Origin of the sequence: Hymenobacter psychrophilus, from assembly GCF_900107135.1 — a bacterium.
Taxonomy (GTDB): Bacteria; Bacteroidota; Bacteroidia; order Cytophagales; family Hymenobacteraceae; genus Hymenobacter; species Hymenobacter psychrophilus.
This window is the reverse complement of sequence record NZ_FNOV01000002.1, coordinates 463321-477159: the sequence shown is the minus strand read 5'-3', so window position 1 is coordinate 477159 and position 13839 is coordinate 463321. Positions and strand designations below refer to the sequence as shown.

The window sequence follows — 13839 nt, the reverse complement described above, 5'->3', positions numbered from 1 at the left end:
GTTACCAACCTTTCTGCCTGCTTTGCTGCCCCGCCTGGTTTTCACCGTCACCACCGACCTCAACTACGACCAGCGGATGCAGCGCATCTGCGCCTCGCTGGCCCGTGCCGGCTACGCCGTGCTGCTGGTGGGCCGGCAGGGGCCGGGCGCGCTGCCCCTGGGGCCGCAGCCCTACGCCCAGCACCGGCTACGCTGTTTTTTTCAGCGCGGAAAATTATTCTATGTAGAGTACAACCTGCGCCTGCTGCTGTTTCTGGCGGGCCAGCGTGCCGCGGCGTGGTGCGCCATCGACCTCGATACGGCCCTGCCCGTGTGGCTGCGGGCCCGGCTGGGCGGGCAGCCCTTCGTGTACGATGCCCACGAGCTGTTTACCGAAGTGCCCGAAGTGATGGCCCGCCCCGGCGTGCAGCGGCTGTGGCGTTGGGTCGAGAACTTTATTGTACCCCGGGCCGCGCTGGCCTACACCGTGGGTCCGGCGCTGGCCCGGCTGTTCGAGCAGCGCCACGGCCGGCCGTTTGCCGTGGTGCGCAACATCAGCCGCCTCAGCGCCGAAACGCTGCCGCCGGCTCCCGCGGCGGCGCCGGCAAGCGGTTTTATTCTGTACCAGGGGGCACTGAACACCGGCCGGGGGTTGGAGGAGCTGCTGGCTGCTATGCCCCACATAAACGGCCGGCTGGTGCTCTGCGGCGAGGGCGACCTGTCGCAACCCCTACGCCGGCAAGCGGAGGCACTGGGGCTGCTGCAATCGGGGCAGGTGGAGTTTCGGGGCTTCGTGCGGCCCGACAACCTGCGCGAGCTGACGCGCCATGCCACGGTAGGTGTAAACCTGCTGCGCAACGTGGGCCTGAGCTACTATTATTCGCTGGCCAACAAGTTTTTTGACTATCTGCACGCCGGCGTACCGCAGGTGGTGGTTGATTTCCCAGAGTACCGCGCCCTCAACGAGCAGTACGACGTAGCCGATCTGGTGCCCGATCTGGAGCCGGCCACGCTGGCCGCCGCCCTCAACCGCCTGCTACCCGGTGGCGATGCGAACCGTTACCGGCAACTGGCCCAAAATGCCCGCCGGGCCCGCCCAGTGCTCAGCTGGCAGCACGAGGAGCGGGAGCTGCTGCGGCTGTACGCCGGGCTGCTGCCCAATACGGGGCTGGCTGGGGCCGCCGGAGCATAAGCCCGAATCGGCCGTAGCTTTGCGGCTCTTTACGCGCTCCTATGAATCCGCTGGCCGACCTGATTATTCCTGCTGAACCGACGCTGCTCGTGATTACCGGCCCGACGGCCGTGGGCAAAACGGCGCTATGCGTGGAGCTGGCCCGGCGGCTCGATACCGAAATCGTGTCGGCCGATTCGCGGCAGTTTTTCCGGGAGATGAGCATCGGCACGGCCAAGCCTACCCCGGCCGAAATGGGCGATGTACGGCACCACTTCATCGACTCACACAGCATTGAGGACGACTACAACGCCGGCCGCTTCGAGCAGGATGCCCTGACGCGGCTGGCCGAGCTGTTCCGACACCACAGCACCGTTATCCTGACCGGCGGTTCGGGACTGTATCTGCAGGCCGTAACCGAAGGCCTTGATGAGTTGCCGGCAGCGCCACCCGAAATCAGGGCGGCGCTCCAGGCCGAGCTGGCCGCCCACGGCCTGGAGCCGCTGGTAGCCGAGCTGGCCCGCCTCGACCCCATAGCGCACGGCCGCATTGATCTGCAAAACCACCAGCGGGTGCTGCGGGCGCTGGAAATCTGCCGGGCCACGGGCCAGCCGTTCAGCTCTTTCCACGGCCGCAAAAGCAGCGCCGACCGGCCCTTCCGCGTCATCAAAATAGCCCTTACCCGCGAGCGGGACGAGCTGTACCAGCGCATTGATGAACGGATGGAGCTGATGCTGGCCGCCGGACTGGAAGCCGAAGCCCGCGCCCTGCACCCGTACCGCCACCACAACGCGCTGCAGACGGTGGGCTATCAGGAGCTGTTCGGCTACTTCGAGGGCCACTACGATTACGCCGAGGCCGTGCGTCTGCTCAAGCGCAACTCGCGCCGCTACGCCAAGCGCCAGCTCACCTGGCTGCGCCGCGACCCGCAGTACCAGTGGCTGCACCCCACTGAGGTGTTGGGTTTGCTGGGGTAAGGATGACAGCGTTTTTCCTCTCTCACTTCCACTGCAAACTATTGATGTGCTGGCCGATTTTACGGCCTTCGCGCAGGCCCACCTCATTATCCTGGCGGGAGTGGATGCCGCCCAGGAAGCGGGAGAGGGCCGACTCTTCGGCCGTCTCCCAGAACGAGTGGAAGGTGCGGGCCTTGAAATCGGTGGCCCGGCCCACGTCGCGCCCGCGGCCCACGTGCGAATCGTCGGTGAAGGTGAGGCTGCCGTAGAGGCCCTCCAGCACCACGGCCGTGGCGGCCGACTGCGTAGCATGCCCCGACGAGTAGCCCGGAAACGGCGGGGAGGGCCAGAAAGGCACCCAGTTGGGGTCGATAACCCGGCGCACGAAGGTGTAGGGCCGCTCGTTGTTGAAGGTGTATTTGCACTTCCAGCAGATAACGAAGGCATCGGCCACGGCAATGCCCGTGCGGGCGAATGTTTCGGCCGCCTTGCCCAGATCGGCCTGGGTGGCGTTTACCACAATGCGGGCCAGATTGTAGGAGTGGCCGGGGGGGGTAAAGGTGTCGCTTGGGTCATCGGCCCACCACACGGCTAATTCCTTTTCCTCCTGGGTCAGGCTGATATTTTTGGCATACACCTCCAGGTATTGCGCGTAATACTGCGAGGTAGGCAGCACCGAGTAGGGCAGCGGCGCGGGCATGGGCATGGCCGCATCGAGGGCCAGAAAGGTGCGGTTGCTGCCCCAGTAGGGCTGCATCGGGCCCAGCCCGTTCTCGGTGGGCTGCCAATCGCCCGGGTTGGTGGTGGGCACGTAGCTGGAGGGGAAGTTGCGCAGGTAGCCTTCATGGCCACCATCCGTTTTCGACCACGCAAAAATAGCCTCGGCCACGGCCCGGCCATATGCAGCCGAGCGCTCAGCCGTGGCCACGTCGGGGCCGGCATACGCGCGAGCCAGAGCACCCTCCAACGAATCGATGCGGGCGCGACTGGCGGCCGGGGCGTTGGCAAATAAGTTTTTCAGGATAGAAGCCTGGGCCGCATTGGCGCTCAAGGGCCAGCGGTAAGCCGGGCCGAATTCGGGCTGAGGCAGGCTGCCGAGCTGCTGGAGCTGCCCGGCCAACGAGCGGTGGCCGGGCATACCGGCCACTACCGATTCGTAGAGCGTAAGGCCGGCGTAGCCCAGTGCCCGGGCCGCTACGGGCGGCGTAAAGCCGGGGCTTTGGCGCACGAGCTGCAGCGTCAGGGCGCTCCACTTGGTAGCTACTACTGCGTCGTAGCTGCTCGCCGGAGGCACTGCGGGAGCTACCTCCAGCTCCGTTTGGCAGCTGCTTAATAGCAGCAATATTATTGACACGCAAGCACCTGCCAGCGGCCGTAGAATCAGGAGAAAGTAGCGTTGCCGCATATAATCAGGGAATCAGGAGCCTGTCCGGCATGGTAAAACTGTTGAATAAATATAGCTTTTAAAGTTGATATAATTATACTATTTAAATAATTGCTGTTGCTGAGACAGGAGAATTTGTGCTTCAACAGGATGTTACACTTAGAGTGTGTTTGGGAATTGTCATGCTGAGCTTGCCGAACCATCTCTACTGTTTTGCTAAGGGCTTTTCCAACGAAGCGGTAGAGATGCTTCGACAAGCTCAGTATGACGGACACGCTGGTTTAATAAATCCCAGGCAAAAAAAAGCCAGCGCCCGGAGGCGCTGGCGGGGAGAGCAAGCTCAACGTATTTTACAACGGCTAGGCGTTCAGAATCTCCACCATGCGCATAAAGCTCTGGTTGATGAGCTTGCGCTTGTGAATGGTGTCGGCGAAAGGAGTATACACCAGCTTACGGTCTACGATGCCGGCCATTACGTTGTGCATACCGTTCATGAGGCCTTCGACGGCCGCAATGCCAATCTGCGAGGCCAGCATGCGGTCGGCGGCCGAGGGGGCGCCGCCGCGCTGAATGTGGCCGATAACGGTAACGCGGGTATCGAGCTGCGGAATGGCGGCTTTCACCTGCCGGGCTACCTCATGGGCATTGCCTTCCTCATCGCCTTCGGCAATAACCACCAGAAACGATGTTTTGGAGCGGTTACGGCCGCTTCTAAGCGTTTCGATGACTGCCTCAGTCGAGAGCTGGGTTTCGGGAATCATCACGATTTCGGCCCCGCCCCCGATGGCGCAGGGAATAGCAATGTAGCCCGAGTCGCGCCCCATCACCTCCACAAAAAAGCAACGGTCGTGCGAGTCGGCCGTGTCCCGTATTTTGTCGATGGCCTCCAGGGCTGTGTTTACGGCCGTGTCGTAGCCAATCGTGTAATCGGTGCCGTACAGGTCGTTGTCGATGGTGCCGGGCGCGCCCACTATCGGGATACCGAACTCCTGCTCGAAGAGCGTGGCGCCGGTAAACGTGCCGTTGCCGCCAATGGCCACCAACCCGTCGATGCCGTGGTTGACGAGCTGATCGAAGGCCAGCTGCCGGCCCTCGCGTGTCTGGAACGACTGGCTGCGGGCCGATTTGAGAATCGTACCGCCTTTCTGGATGGTGTTGGAAACGGAGGCCGAATCCAGTTTCACGAACTCGCCCTTCACCATGCCGCTGTAGCCGCGCATAATTCCATACACTTCAATGCCGTGGTAAACGGCAGTGCGTACTACAGCCCGGATGCAGGCGTTCATGCCAGGGGCGTCGCCCCCGCTGGTGAAAACTGCAATGCGCTTCATCATACTCATTTGGCTCTTATTTATGGGCAAACCGGCCCACCGGGCCGTAACTGGCAAAGGTGCGGAATTCGCGCTGAAAGTACGCTGTCGGTCCCGCTAAATGCAAACCAGCCATTAGCAGGGTCAGCCATTTTTCCGGCAGTTGCGTATCGGCATTATTGCGTATTGGCTGCTAAAGCCCTAACTTAACCTTAATTGCATGCGGGCACCCCCACTCCGATGCTACCCGGATGCCCTTGCTTATCTCCCGTTCTTCCCTGCCAAATACCCGCCCCATGTTCGGTTTTTTTGAAAGTGAGCAGACCAGAAAGGTCAAAAGCCACCTCGTAAACCTGGCCGCCCTGGCCAAGGCCGACGGCCACATTGACGAGCGGGAAATGAGCTTTATTGTAGCTGTGGGCCGCAAAAGCGGAATGCGTGCCGGCGAAGTGCGGGCGCTGGTAGGCAATGCCAGCGCCACCGACATGTTGCTGCCCGACAACGATTCGGAGCGCTTCGACCAGATTTTCGACCTCGTGGATATGATGTTGGCCGACGGCGTGGTAGACGATACCGAAATGCGTTTCTGCATCGATATGGCCCAGCGCCTGGGTTTCGCCCCCAATATCGTGGCCAGCCTAGTACGCAGCATCTCCCAGGGCGTGCGCGACGGTTTGCCCCGCGAACGGGTTAAATCAGAGGCTATGAAGCTGCTTAGCAATTAGCAATTAAAAGGGAGGAGGTAAAAATGCCGTTGAACACGCCCAGGACGGGCCGTTCAACGGCATTTTTACCTCCTCCCTTTTAATTGCTAATTGCTTCAAGCAGCCCCGCGCAGGCTTCCTCTATCTGCTCCATAGTGATGGTGAGGGGCGGGGCAATGCGCAGCGAATTGTCGCAGAACAGAAACCAGTCGGTGAGTAGGTGCTGGTCCCAGAGGGCACGGTCGATCAGGGGCTTGAGCACCGCGAATGAGTCGAACTCGACGGCCATCAGCAGTCCGCAGTTGCGCACCTCGCGGATGGTGGGATGGACGAGCTTTTCGCGGAATCGCGCCGCCTTGGCTTCTACCCCGGCCAGCAGGTTTTCTTCCTGAATAACCCGTAGCGTGGCCAATGAGGCCGCGCACGACACCGGGTGGCCCCCAAACGTGGTGCAATGGCCCAGAATGGGGTCGGTTTTGAAGCCCGCCATGATGGCCTGAGGCGCAATAAAGGCCCCGATAGGCATGCCGCCGCCCATGCCTTTGGCCGTAAGCAGAATGTCGGGCTCGATGCCGAACTGCTCGAAGGCCCAGAACGTGCCCGTCCGCCCGAAACCGCACTGAATCTCGTCCAGAATCAGCAGGGCGCCCACCTCGGTGCAGCGCTGGCGCAGGGCCGGCAGATAGCCGGGAGCCGGTACGCGCACGCCCGCCTCGCCCTGCACGGTTTCAATTACCACGGCCGCCGTATGCTCGGTGATGAGCTGCAGGTCGTCGAAGTGGTTGTGACGGATGTGGCGCACGTCGGGCAGCAGGGGCCGGAAGGCGTTCTTGAAGCCCTCGGAGCCGGTGATGCTGAGGGCGCCGTGGGTGGAGCCGTGGTAGGCGTTGTGGCAGCTAATGAGCCCGGTACGGCCGGTGTGGCGCTTGGCCAGCTTCAGGGCCCCCTCCACGGCCTCGGTGCCCGAGTTGGTGAAGAATACGTTGTCGAGGCGGGCGGGCAGCGTGGCGGTGAGGGCCTGGGCCAGCTGGGCCGGTGGGGCCTGCACCACTTCGCCGTACACCATCAGGTGCAGGTATTTATCGAGCTGCCCCTGAATGGCGGCCAGCACCCGCGGGTGGCGGTGGCCCACGTTGCTGACGCCGATGCCGGAAATTAAATCGAGGTAGCGGGTGCCATCGGGAGCGTACATGTACACGCCCTCGGCCCGCTCAATTTCCAGTAGTAACGGAAAATCGGAGGTCTGGGCCTGGTGGCGCAGGAAAAGCTGGCGAGGAGTAAGCATAGCCACAAAGGTACGCCCGGCTCGCTAGTGCGTAGTGCTTTGCGGTTGGTATTCAGGCGACGATTGAATGGCCTAAGCACTAACTACAAAGCACTACGCACAAAATGGCTATTCGTCGGCCATGCCCTGGGGGCCGGGGCGGTTGGCGACGCGCTTGAGCACTTCGCGGGTGAACTGGCGCTCGGCCAGGAACAGGGCCGCTACCTGCCGTACGCTGATAACGCGCTGGAATTTCTCGAAGTAGTCTTTCTCTAGCTCGATATCCTGCTGGCGAAGCTTGAACGACTGGTTGAGGTTGTCGCGCAGTTGCTGGTCGCTCAGGCCGTCGGTTTGGCTGGGCCGCAGCTGGCGCAGGCGCTGGTTCAGGTCGCGGCGCTTGCCCGTGAACTCGTTGTAAACGGGCCAGAACTTCTGGGCCTGCTCGGGGGTAAGGGAGACTTTTTGAGTGATATAGGCCACGCGGGCATTTTCGAGCTGGCTCAGCCGCTCCGGCCGCTGGCCTCCGCCGCCGCGCTGGGCGGCAGCTTCGGGCAACAGGCCAGCCGTTAGCAGGCTCAGCAGCAGCAGGGTGCGAAACAGGTAGTTCATGCGAATAAAGGGAAAGCGAAAAAAGAAGAAAAGCGGAGTTTACAGATAGCCTTCGTCGGCAGACTGCTGGTCGAGCAGCTCCCGCAGCTCGTCGGGCGAGGCCTGCCAGTAGGTGCTGGCGGGCGTGGCGTGAGCCGTGCCGGGCACCTCGGCCAGATCGGTGAGCGTGATGCGCTGGTCGGAGGCGAGCAGGTAGCTGAGCAGCTGCTCCTGCGGCACGCGGGCCAGCGCATCGGAACTGGCGACTATCGGAGCGGCCGGGGTTAGCCAGAACGCGGCCGCAAAGCCGGCCAGCACCACCGTCGAAGCCAGGGCAGTACGTACCGGAGCCGTGAGGGCCGCCAGCCAGCCCCAGCCGGGTGCGGTGGCGGTTGGGGCTGGCTGCACCCGTTGCATCATCCGCATCGGCAGCTGCTCGAAGTAGCGCTCGGGCGGCGGGGCCAGCGTGGGCCGGGGGCGGCTGCGGCGGTGTTCATCCAGGTTAAAAGGCGTGTTCATAGTGTTTAGAGGAGGTCGCGGGCAATAGGTTTAAAGTAATCACTGATTCTCGCTGATTGCTCGTGATTTAAGCAGCGGTAACAAAGGCCTCGACCTTCTTTACGGCGTGGTGGTAAGAGGCTTTGAGAGCCCCGACGCTGGTGCCGGTTACTTCGGCCATCTGTTCGTAGGGCATCTCGTCGTAGTAGCGCAGGTTGAAAACCAGGCGCTGCTTGTCGGGCAGCGTCAGAATGGCTTTTTGCAGCTTCAGCTCGATTTCGTCGCCGGCCAGGCTTTCGTCGGCTTCGAGCTGGGCACCTAGCTCCGCCGTGATATCGTTGAGGGGCAGCAGAAACTTGCGGCGCTTGCTTTTCAGCCAGCTCAGGCACTCGTTGGTGGCAATGCGGTAAATCCAGGTGTAGAGCGAAGCATCCTGCCGAAAGCCTTCGAGGTGGTTCCAGACCTTGATAAATACGTCCTGGGTCAGGTCGTCGGCATCGTCGTGGCCAATGACCATTTTGCGCACGTGCCAGTAAACCTGGCGCTGATATTTGCGCACAAGCTGGTTGAAGGCCACATTGCGGGAGGCCGGGTCGCGGAACTTGGCAAGTATCTCCTGGTCTTCCAAAGGGCGCAGGCAAGGCGGGTGAGGTAGCGGGTGATGAGCCGGTTGGAGGGTAATACGGCCCGAGGGTTTAAGCGCCAGCCATTTTTTTTAGAGCGGCCGGATGAAACGCTTTTTCCGTGTCGCCCAAACCCTCATATTGCAACTCGCTAAAAATATTCATCTTTTACGTCTGTTGCAGTGCCTGCTAAAATCTATTATCTCGACGCCGCCCGTACCCAGGCACTGAAAGTAAGCTGGAAAATGCTGTGGCGCGATTTCACGGTAGCGTACCAGGGCCAGGAAATTGGGCAGCTAAGTTCGAGCAAGGCGCTGAAGGAAGGCGTGATGTTTATGCTGCCCGATGGCCGGAATCTTTCGGCGCAGCTCCGATCTTCGATGGGCCAGCAGCAGCTGGAGTTGCTACTGGACGGGCAACCCTTGCCGGGCAGCGCCACCGATCCGCAGCAACAGTTTAAATACGGCCGCTACATGCTCTGGCTGGTGGCTGCCCTCAATATTGGGCTGGGGCTCCTGGTCGAGTTCGGGCAGATTGACTCGTTGCAGGAGCTTGGCATGGGCTACGGCACAGTGGGGTTCGGGGTCCTGTTTATTGGGCTGGAATGGTGGGCCCGCACCAAAAAGTCTTCGCTGGCTTTTTACCTGGCCATTGGCCTGTTGGTGCTGGATGTGCTGGCTACGACGATGATGGCGGCCCCCCGGGAGGGCAGTACTGGCACCAGTGGTTGGTTTCTGCGCTTTATTATTTGCATGGTTCTGTACCGGGCCGCGGTGGCGGCCAAGGCACTGGCAGTTGCGCCGGCCGCCGAGGCAGAGCTGGCCTAGGCCAGTGGAAGTGGAGCCCTAGTGCTGGTGCACTGCTTACCGCTTCGTGGAGTAAGAGAAGCCTACCGTAATATGGGTGTTTTCCGGCACTTTGCCTTCGCTGAACTGCGAGTCGTAGGTGTAGCTATAAGTTAGGGCCACGGCCAGGTTGCTGATAAGCTTGAGCGCGGCCGACGACACGTTGCTGAAGCGGTAGTTACTGAATTTTTCCAGCGAAGGCTGGTAAAGCGTGGTGGAGTTGAAGGTGAGGTTTTTGTAGGAGTACACCATTTTCAGGCGGGCCGAGTTGCGGGCCGTTACTACGGTGCGGCCGTCGAGGAAATTGGTTTGCTCGCGAATGATAAGGTTGCTCACCGACAGCTCGCGCCCCAGCGAATCGGTGTAAAAGGCCCAGCCCGGCCCGGCTCCCAACTGCACCCGCCGCGTAATGCCGCGCAGGTTGCTGCGCTCGAAGCCGCCCAGCGCATAAGCCCGAAAACGGCCCCGATGGTAGTAGGGAGTGGTAGTGAGCAGCAGCTCGCGCTCCTGCAGCAGGCCGCTCTGCTTACCATAGGCAAAACGACCGTTGATGGGCAGGCCGAAGCGTTTGCCCCGCGTAATAGTGATGTCGTGAGTAGTGGAGAGCAGCGTGCGGTTGACGCCGCCGCTGCTGTAGGCGCCCGTCAGCTGGCCTGCGTACACGATAAGGGTAGTGTCGGTGGGTTGTGCGCTTTGGGCGCGGGCAGGCGAAGTAAACAGCAGCAGCGCGGCGGGCAGAAGGTAGCGTTTGGGCATCAGAAAGGGTGAACACCCAGGACTGGCGGTAGGCCGATGCCCGGGCAAAAAGTTGGCACGAAGGGCAATAAGGCTTCCCCGGCATCAAAGGTAAGCGGGCCAAACGGAGGTGTTGGCCGAAGAAAATGGCTTTTAGGGCTAAACCGGGCCGTGCGCCGCCCCAAAGCAGGTGGCTTTTTAGTATCATTACTCCCAAACTGAAACCCGTAGCGGCTCCTGGCAGCCGCATCAGCAAGCTGTTCTTATGCATTTTCGCGTTGCGCTTTGTGCGCTGGTAGTATGGGTGAGCGGGCTGCGGCCGGCCGAAGCCCAGGTGATTCCGCCGCCCATGAAGCAGGCCCCGACGGCCGCCAAATCGGGCGTGGTAAAGCTTGCCCCGGCTACGGCCCGGGACTCGGCCCGCTCCGAAGATCTGGTAACCGATACCAAAGTACTGCGCCGCATCGACTCGTTGCGGCGGGCTAATACCAGCCGGCTGGAGCAAATTCAAACCGAGCTGCTGACGCTCAAAACCAGCACGACCGACAAGCGCCGCGAGCGGGAACTGGTGACCGAGCTCGACGCCCTGCGCCGGGTCGACTCGGTACGCAAGGCCCGCTCGCGCCGCTACATCGACTCGCTGAAGGTCAATGCCAAAGGCTTTCCGGTAGCCCCGCACAACGACACGCTGTTCTACGTGTACACCAAGCTCGGGCCCTTCTCGCCCCAGGAGCGGGCCCAGCTGACGGAAGCCAAAATCAAGCGCCTCGAAAAGGCCGTGTTTTTCAGCCCCGACTCGCTGCGCATCTACCCCGCCGAGCAAAGCACCGACCTGATGTACGGCGAGCAGGTGCTGCAAAGCATCAGCGAAAACGATGCGCTCTGGCACAACGTAAGCCGCGACTCACTCGCCCGACAGCACCGGGCGCGCATCATTGTGGCTATCGAGCAGTACAAGCAGCAGAACAGCCTGCTCAACATCGCCAAGGAAATCGGCCTGACGCTGCTCGTGCTCATCGTGCTTTTCTTCACGGTGAAGTACATCCTCGTCTTTTTTCGCTGGCTGAGCCAGAAACTGATAGCCAAGGGCGGGACTTGGTTTAAGGGCATCAAGTTTGGCAACTACGAGTTTTTCAACGAGCAGCGCCAGCTTAGCACCGTGCTGTTGCTGGTTACGGCGCTGAAGTGGGTGGTGGTACTGCTGGCCATCTACCTGGTGCTGCCGGTGGTATTCAGCATCTTCCCCGGCACCCAGGACATTGCCGACACGCTGCTGGGCTACATCTTCAACCCGCTCAAGCGCATTGCGCTGGCCTTCTGGAATTACCTGCCCAACCTGTTCACCATCATCGTGATTGTGACGGTGTTCCGCTACGTGCTCAAGGCCGTTTATTCGATCAAGGAAGAAATCAGGGAGGGCAACCTGACCATCGACGGCTTCTATGCCGACTGGGCCAACCCCACTTACCAGATTGTGCGGGTGCTGGTGTGGGCTTTCGCGCTGGTCGTGATTTTCCCCTACCTGCCGGGCTCCGACTCGCCCGTTTTCCAGGGGGTGTCGGTGTTTCTGGGTTTTCTGCTCACATTCGGCTCGGCTGGTTCGCTCTCCAACATTGTGGCCGGACTCGTGCTCACCTACATGCGGGCCTACAAGATTGGCGACCGGGTGAAAATCGGCGACGTCACGGGCGACATTGTGGAGAAAACCCTGCTCGTGACCCGCGTCCGTACCGTCAAGAACGAGGAAATCACGATTCCCAATTCCTCGGTGATGAGCTCCTACACCACCAACTACACCACCGTAGCCCCCACGCTGGGCCTGATTATGCACACCGGCGTCACCATCGGCTACGACGTGCCCTGGCCCCAGGTGCATCAGCTGCTGCTGGCCGCCGCCGTTGCCGACGATGTGCTGACTGACCCCGCCCCGTTCGTGCTCCAGACCAGCCTCGACGACTATTACGTGGCCTACGAGCTCAATTTCTACACCCGCGCCGCCAACCGGCAGGCCGGCATCTACTCGCGCATTCACCAGAACATCCAGGACCGCTTCAACGAGGCCGGCGTCGAAATTATGTCGCCCCATTTCCGCGCCGTGCGCGACGGCAGCCAGGTCAACATCCCGGCCCAGTACCTGCCCAAAGATTACGAAGCCCCGAAGTTTCGGGTGGATAATTTGGAGGCGCGAGGGGAGGCGTAAGGGGCGTAGAAGCAGAACATTATCCCCTCATGCCTGCTTCACCCAAAATACCTGACCTTTGCGGGGAACCACCACTTTGCACGTATTGCTGCCGTTTTTTTCGGCGGCGCCCCGCCTTGGCATGATAAAAACGCTGGACAGAATCAGGAAGCAACTGAAGCACCGCTACGATGCCATTGATAATATCCACCTTAAACGCGACCTGCTCAATGCCCTGCCATTTTGGGTAGGAGCCATTATTACGGGGCTGGTGGCGGTGCTCTACGCCAAGCTATTTGCCTGGGCCGAGGCCGGCACCCGCTACGTGTACCACCATTCGCCCGAGTCGAAGTGGTGGTTTGTGCTGCTCACGCCGCTGTGCTTTCTGGTGGGTTGGTGGCTGGTAAACCGCTACGCGCCGTTTGCGCGGGGCAGCGGCATTCCGCAGGTTACGGCGGCCATCGACCTCTCCAATCCCCGCCACAACTACAAGGTCAACCGGTTGTTGAGCATGCGGGTAATCGGCATTAAGGTGCTTAGCTCGTTGTTTGTGGTGCTGGGCGGCGGCGTTATCGGCCGCGAGGGCCCTACTATCCAGATTTCGGCGGCCATCTTCCGGCAGATCAACCGCTGGCTGCCGGGCTGGTACCCCAAAATATCGAAGCGCAACATGCTCATTACCGGGGCGGCCGCCGGCCTGGCTTCGGCCTTCAACACGCCGCTGGGCGGTATTGTGTTTGCCATTGAGGAGCTGACGCGCACCCACCTCAACTTTTTCAAATCGGCGCTGCTTACCGGCGTTATCATTGCCGGCCTCACGGCCCTCAACCTGCTCGGCCCCTACCTGTATCTGGGCTACCCGCGCCTCGATAACATTCCCATCTGGATAATTTTTGTGGTAATGCTGGTGGCCGTAATCGGTGGTTTTGTGGCCAGCGGTATGGGCGAGGCCATCCTCTATATTATGCGGCGCAAGGAGCGGATTACCTCCAGCGTCGAAAAGGTCGTATTCCCGCTGGTATGCGGGCTGCTGATTGCCCTGCTGGCCATACTGGTTGATGAGCGTATGTTCGGCTCGGGCAAGGAAATTATGCTCGATACGCTGTTTACCAAGCACAAGCATCTGGCGTGGTACGTGCCATTGCTGCGCATCATCGGCCCCATTCTCTCGTTTTCGACGGGCGTGGCGGGCGGCATTTTCGCGCCCGCGCTTAGCGCCGGGGCCAGCATCGGGGCCGTGGTAGCCGGCTGGATGTACCTCTCCGATACGGCCACCAACCTCTTGATCCTCTGCGGTATGGTCGGCTTCCTGACGGGCGTTACCCGTAGCCCCTTCACCTCATCCATCCTCGTGATTGAGATGACCAACAGCCACAACATCATCTTCTATTTGATGCTTACGGCCCTGCTGGCCAACCTGGTGTCCAACCTCGTCAACCGCCACGGCTTCTACGACCAGCTCAAGAGCATGTACATCCTCGAAATCCACCGCTCCGAAGCCAAGGTGTCGCTGGCCCGCGAAGCAGCGGAAGAGAAGAAGAACGAGTCGATGGGCCAATAGCTGCAGAAGCTGCTGTTAAGTTGCATAAATGCGGCTTCGGTC

At 61.0% G+C, this 13839-nt stretch carries 13 protein-coding genes; 6 read left to right on the top strand and 7 right to left on the bottom strand.

Features of this window, described 5'->3' with window-relative positions; translation table 11 throughout:
* Positions 1 to 22: 22 nt before the first annotated feature.
* Entirely contained in the window at positions 23 to 1171 is a 1149-nt protein-coding gene (locus BLW21_RS04495; RefSeq protein WP_092738241.1) for a glycosyltransferase, read from the top strand.
* Positions 1172 to 1212: 41 nt separating this feature from the next.
* Complete coding sequence (gene miaA / locus BLW21_RS04490; protein WP_092738240.1) at positions 1213 to 2127, top strand: tRNA (adenosine(37)-N6)-dimethylallyltransferase MiaA; 915 nt, start codon at positions 1213 to 1215, stop codon at positions 2125 to 2127.
* A gap of 22 nt (positions 2128 to 2149) precedes the next feature.
* Here miaA and BLW21_RS04485 read toward each other — a convergent pair whose 3' ends face one another.
* Together BLW21_RS04485 and pfkA are read right to left on the bottom strand one after the other, a co-directional pair.
* On the bottom strand, positions 2150 to 3400 hold the full coding sequence (locus tag BLW21_RS04485; RefSeq protein WP_394331643.1) for a vanadium-dependent haloperoxidase: 1251 nt from the start codon (positions 3398 to 3400) through the stop codon (positions 2150 to 2152).
* A 449-nt stretch (positions 3401 to 3849) separates the two neighbouring features.
* Positions 3850 to 4821 (bottom strand): 6-phosphofructokinase, encoded by a 972-nt coding sequence (gene pfkA / locus BLW21_RS04480; RefSeq protein WP_092738338.1) that lies wholly within the window; start codon positions 4819 to 4821, stop codon positions 3850 to 3852.
* Positions 4822 to 5096: 275 nt separating this feature from the next.
* Between pfkA and BLW21_RS04475 the strand changes: the two genes are divergently transcribed.
* Positions 5097 to 5525 carry a tellurite resistance TerB family protein gene (locus BLW21_RS04475; RefSeq protein ID WP_092738239.1) on the top strand — a complete coding sequence of 143 codons (429 nt, stop codon included), beginning with the start codon at positions 5097 to 5099 and terminating at the stop codon, positions 5523 to 5525.
* Between the two features lie 79 nt (positions 5526 to 5604).
* On the opposite strand, the gene BLW21_RS04470 is transcribed toward BLW21_RS04475, so the two are convergent.
* The 4 genes from BLW21_RS04470 to BLW21_RS04455 form a co-directional block, all read right to left on the bottom strand.
* The gene (locus tag BLW21_RS04470; RefSeq protein ID WP_092738238.1) at positions 5605 to 6789 is read right to left on the bottom strand and encodes an aspartate aminotransferase family protein; all 1185 of its coding nucleotides are present in this window, start codon (positions 6787 to 6789) and stop codon (positions 5605 to 5607) included.
* A gap of 108 nt (positions 6790 to 6897) precedes the next feature.
* Positions 6898 to 7377 carry a hypothetical protein gene (locus BLW21_RS04465; protein ID WP_092738237.1) on the bottom strand — a complete coding sequence of 160 codons (480 nt, stop codon included), beginning with the start codon at positions 7375 to 7377 and terminating at the stop codon, positions 6898 to 6900.
* 39 nt (positions 7378 to 7416) lie between these two features.
* Positions 7417 to 7875, bottom strand: a complete 459-nt coding sequence (locus BLW21_RS04460; protein ID WP_092738236.1) for a hypothetical protein — start codon at positions 7873 to 7875, stop codon at positions 7417 to 7419.
* Between the two features lie 67 nt (positions 7876 to 7942).
* Positions 7943 to 8482: an RNA polymerase sigma factor gene (locus BLW21_RS04455; RefSeq protein ID WP_092738235.1), complete on the bottom strand. Its 540-nt coding sequence runs from the start codon at positions 8480 to 8482 to the stop codon at positions 7943 to 7945.
* Positions 8483 to 8659: 177 nt separating this feature from the next.
* Between BLW21_RS04455 and BLW21_RS04450 the strand changes: the two genes are divergently transcribed.
* Complete coding sequence (locus tag BLW21_RS04450; protein WP_092738234.1) at positions 8660 to 9304, top strand: hypothetical protein; 645 nt, start codon at positions 8660 to 8662, stop codon at positions 9302 to 9304.
* A 36-nt stretch (positions 9305 to 9340) separates the two neighbouring features.
* On the opposite strand, the gene BLW21_RS04445 is transcribed toward BLW21_RS04450, so the two are convergent.
* Positions 9341 to 10078 (bottom strand): DUF481 domain-containing protein, encoded by a 738-nt coding sequence (locus BLW21_RS04445; protein WP_092738233.1) that lies wholly within the window; start codon positions 10076 to 10078, stop codon positions 9341 to 9343.
* Positions 10079 to 10322: 244 nt separating this feature from the next.
* On the opposite strand from BLW21_RS04445, the gene BLW21_RS04440 reads away from it, so the two are divergent.
* Positions 10323 to 12257, top strand: a complete 1935-nt coding sequence (locus BLW21_RS04440; protein ID WP_092738232.1) for a mechanosensitive ion channel family protein — start codon at positions 10323 to 10325, stop codon at positions 12255 to 12257.
* 121 nt (positions 12258 to 12378) lie between these two features.
* Positions 12379 to 13797 carry a chloride channel protein gene (locus tag BLW21_RS04435; RefSeq protein WP_092738337.1) on the top strand — a complete coding sequence of 473 codons (1419 nt, stop codon included), beginning with the start codon at positions 12379 to 12381 and terminating at the stop codon, positions 13795 to 13797.
* Positions 13798 to 13839 lie beyond the last annotated feature (42 nt).